Source organism: Duganella sp. SG902 (assembly GCF_013376005.1).
GTDB lineage: Bacteria > Pseudomonadota > Gammaproteobacteria > Burkholderiales > Burkholderiaceae_D > Rugamonas.
The window spans coordinates 373,777-391,192 of sequence record NZ_JABMJK010000002.1; the positions used below are offsets into that span (position 1 = coordinate 373,777).

Annotated in this window: 12 protein-coding genes; 7 read left to right on the plus strand and 5 right to left on the minus strand. The window is 63.7% G+C overall.

Translation table 11 applies throughout. The features are described 5' to 3' along the window. The first annotated feature begins 13 nt into the window (after positions 1-13). A complete protein-coding gene (locus tag FHW83_RS05155) occupies positions 14-1,672 on the plus strand; it encodes an alpha-amylase family glycosyl hydrolase (protein WP_176645285.1) in 1,659 nt (552 codons plus the stop codon). A gap of 86 nt (positions 1,673-1,758) precedes the next feature. Continuing rightward, positions 1,759-3,858, plus strand: a complete 2,100-nt coding sequence (locus tag FHW83_RS05160) for a TonB-dependent siderophore receptor (RefSeq protein ID WP_176645286.1) — start codon at positions 1,759-1,761, stop codon at positions 3,856-3,858. A 26-nt stretch (positions 3,859-3,884) separates the two neighbouring features. On the opposite strand, the gene FHW83_RS31030 is transcribed toward FHW83_RS05160, so the two are convergent. From FHW83_RS31030 to pulA, 3 genes are all read right to left on the minus strand, one after another. Further along, complete coding sequence (locus FHW83_RS31030; protein WP_255490413.1) at positions 3,885-4,007, minus strand: hypothetical protein; 123 nt, start codon at positions 4,005-4,007, stop codon at positions 3,885-3,887. A gap of 9 nt (positions 4,008-4,016) precedes the next feature. Continuing rightward, a complete protein-coding gene (locus FHW83_RS05165) occupies positions 4,017-5,657 on the minus strand; it encodes a right-handed parallel beta-helix repeat-containing protein (protein ID WP_176645287.1) in 1,641 nt (546 codons plus the stop codon). Between the two features lie 137 nt (positions 5,658-5,794). Next, positions 5,795-8,500, minus strand: coding sequence for a pullulanase-type alpha-1,6-glucosidase (gene pulA, locus FHW83_RS05170; protein ID WP_229224026.1), 2,706 nt, complete (start codon positions 8,498-8,500; stop codon positions 5,795-5,797). A 398-nt stretch (positions 8,501-8,898) separates the two neighbouring features. On the opposite strand from pulA, the gene FHW83_RS05175 reads away from it, so the two are divergent. Continuing rightward, positions 8,899-9,453, plus strand: coding sequence for a M48 family metallopeptidase (locus FHW83_RS05175; RefSeq protein ID WP_176645288.1), 555 nt, complete (start codon positions 8,899-8,901; stop codon positions 9,451-9,453). 57 nt (positions 9,454-9,510) lie between these two features. Here FHW83_RS05175 and FHW83_RS05180 read toward each other — a convergent pair whose 3' ends face one another. Further along, complete coding sequence (locus FHW83_RS05180; protein WP_176645575.1) at positions 9,511-11,058, minus strand: oligopeptide:H+ symporter; 1,548 nt, start codon at positions 11,056-11,058, stop codon at positions 9,511-9,513. 220 nt (positions 11,059-11,278) lie between these two features. On the opposite strand from FHW83_RS05180, the gene FHW83_RS05185 reads away from it, so the two are divergent. The 4 genes from FHW83_RS05185 to FHW83_RS05200 all read left to right on the plus strand — a co-directional run bounded on the left by FHW83_RS05185 (position 11,279) and on the right by FHW83_RS05200 (position 16,771). Next, on the plus strand, positions 11,279-12,916 hold the full coding sequence (locus tag FHW83_RS05185; protein WP_176645289.1) for an alpha-glucosidase family protein: 1,638 nt from the start codon (positions 11,279-11,281) through the stop codon (positions 12,914-12,916). 86 nt (positions 12,917-13,002) lie between these two features. Then, positions 13,003-14,874, plus strand: coding sequence for a glucokinase (locus FHW83_RS05190; protein ID WP_176645290.1), 1,872 nt, complete (start codon positions 13,003-13,005; stop codon positions 14,872-14,874). Between the two features lie 170 nt (positions 14,875-15,044). Then, positions 15,045-15,533 (plus strand): PadR family transcriptional regulator, encoded by a 489-nt coding sequence (locus FHW83_RS05195; RefSeq protein WP_176645291.1) that lies wholly within the window; start codon positions 15,045-15,047, stop codon positions 15,531-15,533. Continuing rightward, positions 15,530-16,771, plus strand: a complete 1,242-nt coding sequence (locus FHW83_RS05200) for an MFS transporter (RefSeq protein ID WP_176645292.1) — start codon at positions 15,530-15,532, stop codon at positions 16,769-16,771. Before FHW83_RS05195 ends, FHW83_RS05200 begins: the two co-directional genes overlap by 4 nt. Here FHW83_RS05200 and FHW83_RS30590 read toward each other — a convergent pair. Further along, the gene (locus FHW83_RS30590) at positions 16,768-17,355 is read right to left on the minus strand and encodes a hypothetical protein (RefSeq protein WP_229224027.1); all 588 of its coding nucleotides are present in this window, start codon (positions 17,353-17,355) and stop codon (positions 16,768-16,770) included. The two genes, FHW83_RS05200 and FHW83_RS30590, sit on opposite strands and share 4 nt — an antisense overlap. Positions 17,356-17,416 lie beyond the last annotated feature (61 nt).

Consider the following 17,416-nt stretch of genomic DNA (forward strand, 5'->3'; position numbering starts at 1 on the left):
TAAGGACGACAGCATGAAATTGACGACACTCGCATTAACCCTGGCACTGGGTTCGACAACGGCGCTAGCCGCTGAAAAGCCCAAGCCATTTTTGTGGGAGAACGCGACAGTCTATTTCCTGCTGACGGACCGCTTCAACAACGCCTTCACCGGCAACGACCTGGCCTATGACCGCCGCGCGGACGCCGCGCCGCTGCGCGGCTATATGGGCGGCGACCTGGCCGGCATCATCAACAAGATCAACGAGGGTTATTTCGATTCGCTGGGCGTGACCGCACTCTGGGTCACGCCGCCGGTGGAGCAGATCCACGACGGCACCGACGAGGGCACCGGCCGTTCTTACGGCTTCCACGGTTACTGGGCCTCCGACTTCACCACCGTGGACGCCAACATCGGCACCGAGAACGACTTCCGCAACCTGGTGGACGCGGCACACGCGCACGGCATCCGCGTGATCCTGGACGTGGTGATGAATCAAACCGGCCCGGTAACGGATATCGATCCGGTGTGGCCGAAGGACTGGGTGCGCACCGGCCCTGTGTGCACCTACAAGGACGCCAAGACCTTCGTCGACTGCACGCTGGTGAAGAACCTGCCGGACTTCCTGACCAATAGCGACACGCCGGTCGAACTGCCGGAACGCCTGATGGCGAAATGGCAGCGCGAGGGGCGCTTCGAGGAAGAGATCAAGAGCCTGAACGAGTTCTTCGCCCGCACCGGCTATCCGCGCGCGCCGCGCTACTATCTGATCAAGTGGCATACCGACTGGATCCGCAAGTACGGCGTGGATGGCTTCCGTGCAGACACCGTCAAGCACGTCGAGCCGAAAGTATGGAAGGAGCTGCTGAAGGAGGCATCCATCGCCTATGAGGACTGGAAGAAGGCCCACCCGGAGAAGAAGCTCAGCGACGACAAGTTCTTCTCGGTGGCGGAGGTCTACAACTACAACCTCGCCGAGGGCCAGTCGCACCACCTGGGCAGCGGCCAGTACGTCAACTACTACCAGTCCGGCTTTAACAGCATGATTAACTTCGGCCTGGTGCACGATGCGAGGAAGGATTACGAGTCCATCTTCAGCAGCTATTCCAACGCCTTGCACGGCGGCCCGCTGACCGGCCTCTCGGTGCTGAACTACCTGGATTCGCACGACGACGGCGCGCCGTTCGATGCCGCGCGCAAGAAACCATTCGAAAGCGCCACCAAGCTGCTGCTGGCGCCCGGCGCGGCACAGATCTACTACGGCGACGAAACCGCGCGCAAGCTCGATGTCGCGGAGGCGGTGGGCGATGCCAAGCTGCGCTCCTTCATGAACTGGCAGGAGCTGGAGCAGAACGTGGAGCGCGACGGCTACAAGATCGCCGACGTGCGCGCGCACTGGGCCAAGCTAGGCCTGTTCCGCAAGGCCCACGTGGCGGTTGGCGCCGGCGTGCACCAGCAGCTATCGGCCCAGCCTTACGTTTTCAAGCGCACCTACGAGAAAGACGGCCTGCGCGACAAGGTGCTGGTGGCGCTGGATCTGCCGACCAACAAGCCGGCCACCATCAAGCTGCACGGCGTGTTCGCCAACGGCCAGCGCGTGAAGGACTACTACAGCGGTAAAACCGCCGTGGTGAAGGGCGACAGCGTCAACTTCGGCACCCGCAACGCGGTGGTGCTGATCGGCCAGGAGTAACCCCAGAATCCGTAGGGATAAGTTTGTCAATAATAATGATTCTCATTTATATTGTTAAACTTTCTTGATTTTCTTACGGATTTTTCATGTCTCGCAAACGAAGTTCCGCCCCGGCGCGGTGGCTCGCTGTTGGCCTCCTTTCCACCTCGTCGCTGGCGGTTGCGCAGGACGGCGCCGAGCCGGATGGCGACCTGCCGATGCAGCAGGTGACGGTGTCGGGCGACCGCGGCGCCGATTACTACTATCCCAAACATAGCAGCGGCGCCACCCGCACCGACACGCCGCTGCGCGAAGTGCCGCAGGCCGTGCGCGTGATGACGCAGCAGCAGATCGAGGACATCGGTGCGCTGCGGCTGGCGGACACGGTCGATTACGTCAGCGGCATCTCGCGCCTGAATGACTTTGGCGGCACCTGGGACAACTTCGGCATCCGGGGTTTCAGCAGCACCGACATGGGCTTCCTCGTCAATGGCTTCGCCGGTTCGCGCGGCTACAATCCGCCGCGCGACACCGCCACCGTGGAGCGCTTTGAATTCCTCAAGGGCCCGGCGTCGGCGGTGTACGGCAGCAGCGAGCCGGGTGGCACCATCAACATCGTCACCAAGAAGCCGCTGTTCTCGTCGCACAATGTGGCCGAGGCGAGCGTCGGCAGCCGTGGCCTGCGCCGCGCGACGCTGGACAGCACGGGCGCCCTGAGCGACAGCGTGGCCTACCGTCTCAACGTGATGGCGGAGGAGGGCATGAGCCGCTCCTCCCTGCTCGACAACAAACGTCACCTGATCGCGCCGGCGCTGACCTGGCGCATCGACAACGCCACAACCCTGAACTATGAAGCGGAATTCCTGCGCGCCGATACGCCGCTCGACCGTGGCCTGATCAATGTGCGCGGGGTACTGGGGACCTTGCCGCGCGACCGCGTCCTGAACGAGCCGTCCGACGGCCAGATGCACCTGACCAGCGACACGCATCAACTGACGCTGGAACGCGCGCTCTCCGACAGCTGGCGCGCCAAGCTTGGCGCCAGCTACAAGGAGAGCACCTTCGACGGCAATTACACCGAGGCGACCTCGCTGGCCGCCGACAACCGCACACTGAACCGCCAGGCCACGTGGCGCACGCTGCCTTCGCGCGACGCGTCGCTGCAGGCGGAGTTGGAGGGCAAGTTCGATACCGGCGGCATTGGCCACACGGTGCTGCTGGGCGCCGAGGCCTCCAGCCTGTTCATGAACATGGAGATCTTGCGCTCGGCCAATTACCCGATCGATATCTACAACCCGGTGTACGGCAAGCCGGCGCCGGCGTTGACGTTGCTGACCACCAGCTCGGACGAGCAGCAGCGCGTCAAGGCGCTGTTCGTGCAGGATCAACTCAGTCTGTCGCCCCAATGGAAGCTGCTGGGCGGGCTGCGTTGGGACGAGTACAAGCAGCACGTGATCAACCGCGTCGCCAAGACCGATACGCGCCAGCGGCAGAACGCGGTGTCGCCGCGCGCCGGCGTGTCGTATCTGCCCAACGCGTGGAGCTCGTGGTACGTCTCGGCCGGGAAATCCTTCCGCGGCAACAGCGGCACCGACATCAGTGGCAAGGCTTTCGATCCGCAGCATTCCACCTCGTACGAGGCGGGCCTCAAGCTGCAAACGCTGGACGAGCGCCTGGGCGCCAACTTCGCGGTGTTCGACATCACCAAGACCAACGTGCTGACGGCCAGCGATGTGCCGGGCTACTCGGTGGCGGCGGGCAAGGTGAAAAGCAGCGGCTTTGAAGCCGATGCGTTCGGCCAGATCAACGACAACTGGCGCGTGACCGCCAACTTCTCGTGGATCGACGCGCGTGTGGCGAAGGACAGGACGCTGCCGGTGGGCGCACGACTGATGAACGTGGCGAAGACCAGCGCCGGCCTGCTGCTGATCCGCGAGGCGGCATTGCAAGGCGGCGGGCGTTGGGGCGTGGGCGGCGGCGCCAACTACGTTGGCAATCGCGCCGGCAACACGGCCGACACCTATTCGCTGCCGGCCTACACCACGGCCAAGCTGCTCGGTTACTGGCAGGTCAACAAGACCGTTCGCCTGTCGCTGGACGTGAACAACCTGTTCAACCGCGAGTACTACAGCAACTCATGGGGCAACCTGTACGTGGTGCCGGGCGCGGAACGCAGCGTGGTCGCTCGGCTGAAGGTCGAGCTATAAGCGACGGCGGGTGCGCGCGCCCGCCGTCAGCAGCAGGCCCGCCGCCAGCATGGCGTGGGTGAGACGTGATAGGTTTGCGGCGCGGCCTGCACGGCGCCGCAGGCCAGCGCGAACGCGCATGCCGCCAGCAGTTTCTTCAGGATGGACATGACCTCTCCTTAGCGCGTGCCGGCCAGCAGCTTGGGCAGGTAGCCCACGCTCAGGCGCTGGGGATTGCTGAAGATGGTGGTGACGCTGGCGCTCTGGCCGGGCGCCAGCGCCGTCACCGGCAATGCCAGTGTTGGCGCGCCGCCTTGCGTGCCGCTCGGGTTATCGAGCGTGACGCCGTCGGTCAGGTAGTCCGCGCGGAACAGCAGGGTGCCGCTGATGGTGGCGTTCGAGCTGTTGGTGAAAGTCACCGTGCCCTTGCTCTTCTGGGTGGCGCGATCCAGCGTCAGGCCCGATTGCACGATCTTCACGCTGGCGGTGACGTCGTTGTACAGCGTGACCGGCGTGCTGCCCTCGAACGCGCCCAGGTCCGGCGCGGCGCCGCTGAACGGCAGGCCGAGGTTGACGCCCTTGTCGATCAAATCGCTGCCCGCCGCCAGATGCAGCGAGGGGCGCTGTGGCAGGCTGCCGTCCGGCAGGCGCGGTGCATCCCAGCCTTCGGTGGACACGCTCTGGAAGTCGGCCGCCGTGACGCTGACCGGCAGGCTCCAACTGTTGTTGGCGACGTCCGCGCCGCCGACGTTGGCGACCGGCGTGTTCTCAAGCGCCACGTTGTTGCGCAAGACGCCGAGAGAGACCGCCGCGTTGGCGGAGTCGATGCCCAGCATATTGAAGCCGGCGCCATTGGCGGTGCTGGTGTTGTTGTAGTACTGGTTGGCGACCGGGTGGTGATTCGCATAGAAGCCGTTGGCCTTGTTCTTGAACGCCACCGAGAAGCGAATCGTGTGCACCGGCGCGTTCGGCTGATATACGCCGCTGTAGCCACCTAGTTTGAAGCCGTTGCCATTGCCGGCCGGGATGGAGGTGGTGGTGCCGGGCAGGTAGCCGTGCAGCCACGCCCACGAATTCTCGATCAGCACCGGCGAGTAGGCGTTGATGAGGTCATAGCCGTCATCGGTGTTGGCCCAGGCGCGGCAGCCGCGAAACACATTGCCCGGGTTGTTGGCCTTGATGTGGGCGCCGAAGCCGTCGGCGTTCTGGCCGGCGCCGGATTTGCTGTATGGGTCGTAGTTGTGGTGTGAGTCGACGTTCAGCACCAGGTTGTAGCTGCCGTTGGAGAGGAAGAAGCCGGGGCCCATGTGGTGGTGGGTGTTCAGCAGCTCGAAGATGTTGTTGCTGCCCTTGACCCAGATGCCCCACGACTCGTTGTTCAGCAGATTATCCGGTTGCTGCGGCGCGCCTTTCAGTTCCAGGCCTTTCAGGTGCAGGTAGTTGGCGGTGACGTTGAAGCCTTTGACGCGGCAGTTGTCCTTGATGCCGAAGAAATCGAACACCGGCGTCTCGCCGGGATAGGCCCAGTAGCGGATCGGCTTGTCCTGCTCGCCGCTCTTGTCCAGCGTGATGGCCGAAACCACGTCGGTCTTGCTGGCGCAGCTGGCCAGCGACGCGGTGTAGACGTAGTCGCCGCCACGGAAGTAGATGGTGTCGCCGGGCGCGGCGGCGTCCTGCGCCCGGGCGATGGATTTCCAGGGCGCCGCGATGGTGCCGGCGCTGGCGTCGCTGCCGTTCGGCGCAACGTAGTAGGTTGCCGCCTGCGCGCCCGACGTCAGCGCGAGCGCCGACAACGCGGCGATCTTGTGCCACATGCTCATACTTGCTCCTGTTGTAGTCTCAGTGAGTGAGCGACTCTAAAGGACGCTCAGTTGTCAGACAACGAAGTAATTCGAGCTTGTTTATGCACTTACTGCGCGGTGATGGCGACGTTGGACGGGGATGGTTTTCGCCTCCATCAATTTTCAACGAAAACGACCGCGCTGCGGGGTGGAAGAGTGAAGGTTCCGCTGATCTTGTCGTACTTGGCTTCCGACGCCACGCGCTTGTCCGCCGCGGTCATGCTGGTGTGGACAGGATGCAGCTTGTACTTGCGGTTCTTGTCCTCGTCCACCGTGACGTGCCGCAGCTCCTTGTCGACGTTGATCAGGTAGGTGACGGCCTTGAAGCGCGCGCCGGCGTAGCCTTTGCCGTCGATGCGGGCGGCGACCACGGTCGGCACCTGCGACGGGCCGGTGTTGAAGAAGCGCAGGCGCTGCCTGATGTCTTCCGAAGTGCGCAGGCGGAACAGGGTGCTGCTGGAGCGGATCGCCAGCAGGTCGCGGAAGGCGTCGCGCGCGTAGGCGATGTCCTCCGGCGCCGGCTTGATTGCGGCGTTGCGCAGCAGGGGCTTGAGCAGGGCGTAGTCCTTGCCGTTGTCGGCCTCCGGCGGCAGGCCGGTGCCGTAGTAGTTGTCCTGGTAGCTCCAGTCCAGTCGATTGAACCAGTCGCCCGATTCGAAGCTGTTGCGGTCCAGCGACTTGGAACGCAGGATGTCGAAGCCGGCGTGGAAGTAGGCCACGCCCTGGCTGAAGGCGTTGATGGCGGCGCCCAGCATCTGCACTTGCGCGCGTTCCCGCGCGGTGGTGGCTTGCGGCAGCTTGAAGGCGTTGATGTCGTACAGCGTCTGGTTGTCGTGGTTCTCGACGTAGTTGACGGTTTCACCCGGCTCGCTGGCGTAGCCGGCCGGCTGGTTGCCGCCGTAGACCATGTCCTGCAGTTTGACGGTGCTGCCGTCCGCGATGGTCAGCGGGTAGCTGCGGATGGTGCCGGCCAGGCCGACCTTGACCATGTCGGCGGCCGCCAGCAGATCGCTGGCCGGACGTTGGCCCGCCTGCTCGTTGGCGTCGTACACCAGGCCATTGATATAGCCTTGCCGCGCGATGAGTTGCACGCCGCTGTCGCCGGCGCCGCCGCCACGGACGGCATCGCGCGCGCGGTCGCTGAAGGTGCCGATGCCGCTGCCGTTCAGCGACAGCTGCGAGGCTTGCACGAAGCGCGCGCCGTCCGCCACTTCTCCGAAGTTCCAGCCTTCGCCGATCAGATTGATCTTCTTGCCGACGCGGGCCTGGATCTGTTCCATCGCCGCGCGCGGCTGGTGGCCCATCAGGTCGAAGCGGAACGAATCGATCTTGTACTGCTTCGCCCACAGCGCGACCGAGTCCGCCATCAGCTTGCCCATCATGAGGTTTTCGGTGGCGGTGTTGTCGCAGCAGGTGGAGCGCTCGATCTGGCCTTTGGCGTTGAGGCGGTGGTAGTAGCCGGGCACCACGCGGTCCAGCACCGACTTCTCGTTCTGGCCGGCGGCGTAGGTGTGGTTGTAGACCACGTCCATGCCGACCCGCAGGCCGGCCTTGTGCAGGGCTTGCACCATCTGGCGGAACTCGATGATGCGTTTGGCGCCGTCCGCGGGGTCGGTGCTGTAGCTGCCTTCCGGCGCGTTGTAGTGGGATGGATCGTAGCCCCAGTTGTAGCAATCCTTGAACTTGACCTTTGCCACGGCCGCCTGCTGCACGTCGCTATCCGGTTCCGCCACCGCGATCTCCGGATCGGCGCAGCCCTGTTCCGGCACGCTGCCGAAGTCGTACACAGGCAGCAGGTGGATGTCGGTGATGCCGGCCTTGCTCAGCGCGGCCAGATGCTTCATGCCGTTGGACCTGGTTTCGGTGAAGGCGGTGTACTTGCCGCGGTTGGCGGCGCTGACGGTGCTGTCGTTGATCGAGAAGTCGCGCACGTGCAGTTCGTACACCGTCATGTCGGTCTGCGCCGCGACCCGGTTGGGCGAGGGCGTGCTGTCCCAGCCGGCCGGTTTCAGTTTGGCCGCGTTCAGGTTGGCCACGTAGCTGCGGGTGGAGTCGGTGGTCAGGCTGACGGAGTAGGGATCGGTGACCAGGTTGCGCACCACGCCGGCGCTCGGCGTCACCACGTCCACCAGGTACTGGTAATACTGGCCTTGCGCGCGGGCGGACCAGATGCCGGTGCTGTCGTCGCGCTGCATCGGTGTGATGGCGGTGGCCTTGCCGCCGCCGCTGGCGTAGGTGCACAGCGCGACGTTTTGCGCGGTCGGCGCCCACAGCTTGAAGCCGGCGTCGCGCGCACCGACGGTGACGCCGAGATCATTCACCTTGGCCGCGCCGGCGTAGACATCATCCAGCGCGCCGGCGATCTGCAGCGAGGTGACGTCGAGCACCTTGCCGTCTTCCGCCTCGCGCACGATCAGCACCTGGTGGGTGAGCAGTCGCGCGGCGTCGGGCACGCTGAACACCGCGCCGTCGCCGACAAACTTGAAGCGCTGCGCCACAGCCGCCGGCACGGTGCCGTCGAAGCGCGACAGGGTGATGACGCCGTCCTCGCCGGTCACGCGCGCGCCGGGGGCGGCGCGCATCAGCGCGGTGGAGGAGTAGTACAACTTGAAAACGCCGCTGGTGGCGTCCACGCCCGGCCATTTCATCAGCTGGCGGTTGAGCCAATAAGCGCGCGCGTCGAAGGCGGGAGCGGCATGCAGCGTGGTGGCGAAGGCGCCGTCGCAATCAGCAAGAACCGGCGCCGGGGCTGCCGAAGCAGCCAAAGAACACAGCGCCAGTGCGCCTCCCAAACCGACCATCGCGACGCGCTTACCATCCATATTCCGCCTCCAAAATAACAGGCGGCTATGGTACTCCAGAATCTGGTGTTTTGATACTTCTCTGCAGAGTTTGCGACCACTCAAGAATGGCCAGCCACTCCAGCGTCAGCATGGTCGATATGGAGGGTGCTATTGTGTGCAAAAAGCTTAAAAATGGGAATAATATCCCTCGTGGGTATTTGGCACACTTGAGTGCAGACTGCGAGAAAGAGTGGACAGCGGCCCGTGTTCATTGTCGTGTTTTAATCTATGACCAGATGCAGCAGCGTGCGGGACGGCGTAAACGAAGATCTACTGCGGGTGTGACAGGCGGCTACACGGATGTTGAAGAGTGTGCCCGTGGGCTGGTAAGTCAAGCATGCGGCGGTAACAGGGTTAAATGAAGACAAGGCATTGCTATGAAGTTTGAGCGACCACAATCAGATCACGAGCTTGAGGTAATCTTGCGGGCGGCGTACGATCTTGCGTTAAAGAGCCAAAGTACTGAGGCACTGGCTTTGTGTAGCTGGCTGATTGAAGAATCCACGACGTCTGTTGCCGGGCATCGCCAAAGGGCTGCAGTGTTTGAATATCAAGGGAACGTATCGGATGCGATAAGTGACATGGAGTTTGTCACTTCGCATGATCCTGGCGAGCCGGCAGATTTCCATGCGCTTGGTATCCTGTACTTCAAACTAGGCGGAATGGCGAAGGCGGAAGCGGCGTTCACTGCGTCACTTGAGCTGAGTAAAGCTGTTCGCAACACGCATTACAAGAATTCGTGTCATCTCTTCCGTGCGGCGGCGAGATTGAAACTCACACATTACCAGGAGGCGCTCGCGGATGCGCAAGCATTGCCGGATCAATACTCAACACACATGCCCGGAGTAGGTATGCGGTCGAAGGAACATATTGTTGTTGAGGCGGAGCGAGAGCTGAGCCGAATGGCTCGACGCAATCACCGTGCGTACTGATCTGGCTTCTTGCCTGTGCGCCTGGCCAGAGAAATGGCCATGGCTGCTTCGCTTTGCTTATGCTGTTTTTCGGTAATTATCGACCATCTTGTAGCGGAGGGCGTAAAGGGCGAAGATGGCGGCGACTACGGCGGCGAAGGCGGCGAAGAAGAACATCTGGAAAGCGATCGGACTCAGGCCGCTGTTGGCGATCCAGCCGCTCACCATGTCGTTCTTCACGCCCGCGTTCACGATCAGCACCCACAGGTTGCCCACCGTGACGGCCAGATACCAGAAGCTCAGGATGATGCCTTTCATCGCGGCCGGCGCCTGGCTGTACGCGAATTCGAGGCCGGTGGCGGAGACCAGCACCTCGCCCAGCGTCAGCAGCGCATAGGGCAGCAGCTGCCAGAGGATGGAGACGTGATCGCCGCCATCCATCCATAGTTGGATCATGCCGATCACCACCCACGCGGATGCCGAGAACGCGATGCCCATGCCCATGCGGCGCAATGGCGTCGGCGTGATGCCGACCATGCGCATCAGCGGGAACAGCGCCAGGTTGTTGAACGGGATCAGCAGCATCACCAGAATCGGATTCACGGCCTGCATCTGCGCCGGCAGCAGTTTGAATTCCCAGCCGAAGATCGACAGCAGCGGGCTGTCCATCGAGTTGGCCTGCACGATCCAGGTGGAGGCCTTCTGATCGAACAGGGACCAGAACGGCGTGATCATGGCGAACACGATCAGGATGCGCAGCACGGCGCGCACGCCTTCCACCGCTTCATCGGTATGTTTGCCGCGTGCGCGGTCCAGTTGCATCGAGATGCCGATGCCGCCAAACGCCAGCAGCAGCACCAGCGCCGTGCAGGCCGCGATAACGAAGCCCCATGATGGCGTCATGCACAGCGAGACCACCGCGCCGAGCGCGCCGGCGCCGGCCACCATCAGGCCCGGACGGGATTGACCCTCCACGCGCGCCAGCAGGGCGGTGCGTGCCACGCTGCTGAACGAATCCGGATTTGGCGCGGACGGCGGCACGTGCACATACTTTTTGCGGCCCATCCAGAACACCAGCGTGGCAATCGCCATCAGAATGCCGGGAATGCCAAACGCCACCGCCGGGCCGTAGTCGCGCAGGAACACCGGCATCAGCAGCGAGGCGAAGAAGGAGCCGAAGTTGATGATCCAGTAGAAGGCGTCGAACACCACCTTGGCTCGGTTCTTGTTGGTCTGGTCGAACTGGTCGCCCACAAACGCCACCACCAGCGGCTTGATGCCGCCCGAGCCGAACGCGATCAACGCCAGCCCGAGGTAGAAGCCTTCCAGATTGTGCTCGAAGATCGCCAGACAGGCATGCCCGGCCACGTAGATCAGGCTGAACCAGAACACCGTCTTGTACTTGCCCCAGAAGCGGTCGGCGATCCAGCCGCCCAGCAGCGGGAAGAAGTAGACGCCGATGACGAAGGTGTGGAACACGTGCTTGGCTTCGGCCGTGCGGTCGCCGACCGGAATGAACAGCAGCAGGGTGCTCAGCAGGAAAGGGGTGAGGATGTTGCGCATGCCGTAAAAGCTGAAACGCTCGCAGCCTTCGTTGGCGATGATGTAGGGAATTTGCCGGGGCATCGGCCCGTTGCCGGTGATATTGCTCACTAGTCCGCTCCTGTAGTGTGTAGTTTGACTACTATTTTTTATCTCAAGTATTTGGATTAAAATACTTAAGTCTATGTTTTTTAACGATTATTTGTGATATTCGTTAAGTCCGTCGCTGATTGAAAAATCAGTTTTCCTGATGTATATTCTCTACAAAAAACAATCCCACCAGACAGCCACCCCGGATTCTCTTATGACTAAGCAACTTACTCAAGTGTCGCCGCACTCCCCAGACTGGTATCGCGAAGCGATCATCTACCAGGTTTACCCGCGCAGCTACATGGATAGCAACGGCGATGGCGTTGGCGATCTGCCGGGGATTACGGCAAAACTGGACTATATCGCATCGCTGGGCGTGGACATCGTCTGGATTTCCCCGTTCTTCAAGTCGCCGATGAAGGACTTCGGCTACGACATTTCCGATTACTGCGACGTCGATCCGCTGTTCGGCACCCTGGCCGACTTTGACACGCTGATCGCCAAGGCGCACAGCCTCGGCCTGAAAATCATGATCGACCAGGTGATGGCCCACACGGCCGAAGAACACCCCTGGTTCAAGGAGAGCCGCTCCAGCCGCGACAACCCCAAAGCCGACTGGTACGTCTGGTCCGATCCGGCGCCGGACGGCAATCCGCCCAACAACTGGATGTCGGTGTTCGGCGGCTCGGCGTGGCAATGGGACACCCGCCGCCGTCAGTACTACATGCACAACTTCCTGGTCAGCCAGCCGCAGCTGAACTTCCACAATCCGGAAGTGCAGCAGGCCCACCTGGACGCCCTGCGTTTCTGGCTGGAGCGCGGCGTGGACGGCATCCGACTGGACGCCTGCAACTTCCACTTCCACGATCTGGAACTGCGCAGCAATCCGCCGGCCACGGTGCGCGACACCGCCACCGTGTCGGACGTGAACCCTTACGGCATGCAGGCCCACATCTACGATAAGACCCGCCCGGAGAACCTGCCGTTCCTGCAAAAACTGCGCGCGCTGCTGAATGAGTACCAGGCCGTGTCGATCGGTGAGGTGGGCGCGGACGATTCGCTGGCCGTGATGGCCGAGTACACCGCCGGCGGCGACAAGCTGCAAATGGCCTACAGCTTCAACCTGCTGGTGCCGCAGTGCTCCTCGCACTACATCCGCAAGCAGGTGGAGGCGTTCGAGGCGCGCGTGAAGGGCGGCTGGGCCTCGTGGTCGGTCGGCAATCACGACGTGCAGCGCGTGGCGACCCGCTGGGGCGGCCCGGCCGCGCCGCAGGCGTTCGCCAAGCTGGCGCTGGCGATGCAGCTGTCGCTGAAGGGCACGCCATGCCTGTATCAGGGCGACGAACTGGCGTTTGCCGAGGCCGACGTGCCGTTCGAGCTGCTGCAGGACCCGTATGGCATCACCTTCTGGCCGGAGTTCAAGGGCCGCGATGGCTGCCGCACGCCGATCGCGTGGACCAGCGAGGCCAATGGCGGCTTCACCACCGGCAAGCCGTGGCTGCCGGTGTCGCCGGATCACTTGGCCAAGGCGGCCTCGGTGCAGGAGCGGGATCAGGAATCGTCGCTGGCCTTCACCCGCGCCTTCATCGCCTGGCGCCGCAAGCACCCGCAACTGCTGCGCGGCGATATCGCCTTCTTCGATACGCAGGATCAGGTGCTGGCGCTGCGCCGCGATCTGGAAGGCGAGCGCGGCATCCTGGCCGTGTTCAATCTGAGCGGCGAGGCCCAGACCGTGGACCTGCCGCAAAGTATCGGCGCCGAGCCGCTGCAGGGCCACGGCTTGCCGGGCACGGCGGACGGCGGCAAGGTGCAGCTGCCGGCCTACGGCGCGTGGTTCGGCTACGTACAATAAACGTCATTCCGGCCTGCGCCGGAATGACGTAGTGGGAACTCAACATTTCAGGTATGCTTCCGCCAACTGTTTTGACTGAAACGACGATGAAACAAGCAGAAGTGGATCAAAAACTCAATCGCACCGCCTTTGCGGACGGCCCGCGCCTGCTGGCCGACATCGGCGCCACCCATGCCCGATTCGCCCTGCAGACCGCGCCCGGCGAATTCCGCGCGGTGCGCGTCCTGAAATGCGATGATTATCCTGACATCGTGGCCATGCTGCGGTCCTACCTGTCCGACCACACCGGCGTCAACCTGAACCACGCGGCGCTGGCGGTGGCCAACCCGGTCAGCGGCGACTACATCCGCATGACCAACCGCGACTGGGAATTCTCCACCGACGAGGTGCGCCGCGCGCTGGGCCTGCACACGCTGCTGGTGGTGAACGACTTTACCGCGCTGGCGATGTCGCTGCCGGGCCTGAAGCCGGCCGACCTGATGCAGGTGGGCGGCGGCAAGCCAGCCTCCAACTCCGTGATCGGCGTGCTGGGGCCGGGCACCGGCCTGGGCGTGTCGGGCGTGATTCCCACCGTCGATGGCTTTGTCACGCTGGGTTCGGAGGGCGGCCACACCAACTTCGCGCCGGCCGACGAGCGCGAATACGCCATCCTGCAATACGCCTGGCAGACCTGGTCCCACGTCTCGACCGAGCGCCTGATCTCCGGCCCCGGCATGGAAATCATCTACCGCGCCATCGCCAAGCGCAACGGCCGCCAGGTGCGCGACCTGACTTCGCAGGAAATTATCGCCGGCGCGCTGACCGATAAAGACCCGCTGTGCCTGGAAGTGCTGGAATGCTTCTGCGCCATGCTGGGCGGCGCCACCGCCAACCTGGCCGTGACGCTGGGCGCGTTTGGCGGCATGTTCATCGGCGGCGGCATCGTGCCGCGGCTGGGCGACTGGTTCACCACCTCGCCGTTCCGCGCGCGCTTTGAGGCCAAGGGCCGTTTCACCAGCTACCTGGCCGAGATTCCGACCTATGTGATTACCACGCCGAACCCGGCGTTCTACGGCGTGGCGACGATCCTGTCCGAACACCTGCGCGGCCGCAGCGGCGCCAACACCCTGATGGAGCGCGTGCAGCATCTGCAGCACGAACTGACGCCGGCCGAGCAGCGCGTGGCGCAGCTGGTGCTGGAGCAGCCGCGTCTGGTGCTGAACGAGCCAATCGCCGACATCGCGCGTCTGGCCGAAGTGAGCCAGCCGACCGTGATCCGCTTCTGCCGGTCGCTGGGCTTCCTTGGCCTGGCCGACTTCAAGCTGAAGTTCGCCAGCAGCCTGACCGGCGCGATTCCTGTGCGTCACAGCCAGGTGCGGGTGAGCGACAGCACGCACGACCTGAGCGCCAAGGTGATCGACAACACCGTGTCCGCGATTCTGAAATTCCGTGACCAGCTGGACGTGCGTTCGCTGGACAAGGCCATCGCGCTGGTGGCCAAGGCCAAGCGCGTCGAGTTCTACGCCATGGGCAATTCGCGCGTGGTGGCGCTGGACGGGCAGCACAAATTCTTCCGCTTCCGCATTCCGACCTCGGCGTATGGCGACTCGCACCTGCTGACGCTGGCGGCCGAGCTGCTGAAACCGGGTGACGTTGTGATCGCCATTTCCAACTCGGGCAAGCTGCCGGACCTGCTGTCGGCGGTGGACGCGGCGCGGGCGGCGGGGGCGGACGTGATCGCCATCACCGCCAGCAACTCGCCGCTGGCGAAGAAAGCCAGCGTGTGCCTGACGGTGGACCACACCGAGGACAGCACCACCTTCCTGTCGATGATTTCTCGGATATTGCAGCTGCTGCTGATCGACATCCTGTCGGTAGGCATCTCGCTGGACGCGCAGAACTCGCGCCTGGTGGTCGAACACAAAACCGGCGACGCCGCCGAAAACCGCCGCCTGCTGATCTCCCACCTCGACGGCTAAAACTCCGGGGTCAGGTCCTCCATTTCTACACGAGCCCAGCGGTAGACACGCCTACCGCTGGGCTCGTGTAGAAATGGAGGACCTGACCCCGGATTTACAAATCGATACTTGAACTCCCTCTGAAATGGGTTAAGATATATCTTATTAAGTTATATCTTAAGGGGTTCATCATGCATTCTCACCACCATCATGGCGGACCGCGCGGCGGCGGCCGCGGTCCGAAGATGTTCGACGCCGGCGCCATGCGCTATGTCGTGCTGCAGCTGATCGCGGAAAAGCCGCGTCATGGGTATGAAATTATCAAGGAGCTGGAGCAGCGCTCGGGCGGCGGCTATTCGCCCAGCCCCGGCGCCATCTATCCGCTGCTGTCCATGCTGCTGGACATGGGCCACGTGGTCGCCTCGGCCGATGGCAACAAGAAGCTGCACACCATCACCCCCGACGGCGAGGCTTTCCTGGCCGAAAACCGCCAGTTCGTCGACGCCATCCTGGCCCGCATGGCCGAGGCCGATGAGCACCGCGAAGGCCTGCGCGCCGCCATGCACGAGCTGAAACACGCCGCCATTGAGCAGGCCCGCGCCAGCAATCACAGCCACGAACGGATCGAGCAAATCCGCGCCATCCTGCGCCAGGCCGTCGCCGATATCAACGCCTTATGAGCGCCGAACTGACCCCGGCCCGCGAACGCGTCGTGCTGTGGCTGCTGGCGCTGACGCAGTTCACCGTCATCATGGATTTCATGGTGATGATGCCGCTGGCGCCGCAGCTGATGCAGGCCTTCCACATCGAACCGGCCGCCGTCTCCGGCGCGGTGTCGGCCTACGCCTGGTGCGCCGGCATTTCCGGCCTGGCCGCCGCCATGTATATCGACCGCTTCAACCGCCGCAAGCTGCTGCTGACGGTGTTCGCGCTGTTCACGCTGTCCAACCTGGCCTGTGCGGCCGCGCCCAATTTCCATGTGCTGGTGCTGTCGCGCGCGTTCGCCGGGCTGACCGGCGGCATCCTCGGCGCCATCGTGATGGCCATCATTGGCGATCTGATCCCGGCACACCGGCGCGGCGCCGCCACCGGCGTGGTGATGACCTCGTTCGCCATGGCCTCGGTGGCCGGTGTGCCGACCGGCGTGATGCTGGCCGCCCATTATGGCTGGGCCTCGCCGTTCTATATCCTGGTGCTGTGCTCGCTGCCGATCCTGCTGCTGGCCGCGCGCATCCTGCCCGCGCTGGACAGCCATCTGCCCAACCGCGTGCCGCTGTCGGCCATGGTGCCCAATCTGATTTCGCTGTACCGGGAGCCGATGCACCTCAAGGCCTTCCTGCTGTCGGTGGTGAATATGATGACGGGCATGATGGTGATTCCTTTCATCTCGCCTGTGTTGGTGAGCAACGTCGGCCTGCAGCCGGCGCAGATCACCTACGTCTACCTGGCCGGCGGCCTGGCGACCTTCTTCACCGCCCGCATGATCGGCAAGTGGTCGGACCGTTACGGCGCGCAGAAGGTGTACCGCGTCGTCTCGCTGCTGTTCATCCTGCCGGTGCTGTTCATCACCCATATCCCGGTGATGCCGCTGGTGGCGGTGATGCTGTTCTTCCCGTTCTTCATGGTGCTGGCCTCGGGCCGCAATATCCCGATGCAGGCCTTGATGACCACGGTGCCCGATCCCGGCCGGCGCGGCGCCTTCCTCAGCGCCAACGCCGCCATCCAGCAGGTGGGCACCGGTCTCGGCGCCCTGCTGGGCGGGCTGACGCTGCATACGGAGGTGTCCGGCCACATCAGTGGCTACGGCTTGAACGGCTGGATCGCGGCCGGCATGGCCGTGTTGACGGTGCTGTGGGTGGGGCAGGTGCGCGGCGCCGCGCTCAAGGCGGCGCCGGTGGGCGAGGTGAAGGCGGCTTAGTGCGCGGCCTGGTTGTCGATGCTGGTGCGCTTGGCCGGATGTTTCTCACGCCGCCAGCGCGCCAGGCTGATCACTTCGTCGTTGGTGGCGTCTTCCACCAGGATTTCATCATCGCTGGACGAGACCAGGAAGCTTTCCCAGCGCAACGCCGACTCGGCGCTGTTTTCCACGTAGCTGAACTGCCAGTAGCTCTTGCCGTTCAGCTTGCGCTGCATGGGGTCGTATTCCAGCAGGCCGCCGTGGGCCTTGCCCCCCGAATTCTTTTCAATCAGCGCCGACCAGGCTTGCAGTTCCGGCAAGGCCATCAGGGCGGCCGCGCCTTGTTCCTTGGTGCGGATGGGCTTGGGCTCGGCCGGCGGCGCCGGGTCCTTGATCTCCGCCGCGCGATGCGGCGCGGCGGCCGGGGCGGGCTTGGCGGCCGAGGCGGCCTTGCTGGCGCTGGCCGACGCCGCCACAGGCACCTTGACCGTCACCTGCGATTCGGCCGATGGCGTGGCGAACCAGACGGCCAAACCCAGCGCAATGACCGTCGTCGCGACACCGGCGAGTATCAGTTTGCGGGAGGACTGCTTGCTTGATTCCATGGGGGAGAATAGCTGAGACATTTTATTGTCGGCCATACTAAACCAAAGGCATCTCAGGGGC

What these genes read in the sequence shown, in the direction of transcription:
- FHW83_RS05155 (WP_176645285.1), top strand. Translation starts at nt 14, where the DNA reads ATGAAATTGACGACACTCGCATTAACCCTGGCACTGGGTTCGACAACG.
- FHW83_RS05160 (WP_176645286.1), top strand. Translation starts at nt 1,759, where the DNA reads ATGTCTCGCAAACGAAGTTCCGCCCCGGCGCGGTGGCTCGCTGTTGGC.
- FHW83_RS31030 (WP_255490413.1), bottom strand. Translation starts at nt 4,007, where the DNA reads ATGTCCATCCTGAAGAAACTGCTGGCGGCATGCGCGTTCGCGCTGGCC.
- FHW83_RS05165 (WP_176645287.1), bottom strand. Translation starts at nt 5,657, where the DNA reads ATGAGCATGTGGCACAAGATCGCCGCGTTGTCGGCGCTCGCGCTGACG.
- pulA (WP_229224026.1), bottom strand. Translation starts at nt 8,500, where the DNA reads ATGGATGGTAAGCGCGTCGCGATGGTCGGTTTGGGAGGCGCACTGGCG.
- FHW83_RS05175 (WP_176645288.1), top strand. Translation starts at nt 8,899, where the DNA reads ATGAAGTTTGAGCGACCACAATCAGATCACGAGCTTGAGGTAATCTTG.
- FHW83_RS05180 (WP_176645575.1), bottom strand. Translation starts at nt 11,058, where the DNA reads ATGCCCCGGCAAATTCCCTACATCATCGCCAACGAAGGCTGCGAGCGT.
- FHW83_RS05185 (WP_176645289.1), top strand. Translation starts at nt 11,279, where the DNA reads ATGACTAAGCAACTTACTCAAGTGTCGCCGCACTCCCCAGACTGGTAT.
- FHW83_RS05190 (WP_176645290.1), top strand. Translation starts at nt 13,003, where the DNA reads ATGAAACAAGCAGAAGTGGATCAAAAACTCAATCGCACCGCCTTTGCG.
- FHW83_RS05195 (WP_176645291.1), top strand. Translation starts at nt 15,045, where the DNA reads ATGCATTCTCACCACCATCATGGCGGACCGCGCGGCGGCGGCCGCGGT.
- FHW83_RS05200 (WP_176645292.1), top strand. Translation starts at nt 15,530, where the DNA reads ATGAGCGCCGAACTGACCCCGGCCCGCGAACGCGTCGTGCTGTGGCTG.
- FHW83_RS30590 (WP_229224027.1), bottom strand. Translation starts at nt 17,355, where the DNA reads ATGGAATCAAGCAAGCAGTCCTCCCGCAAACTGATACTCGCCGGTGTC.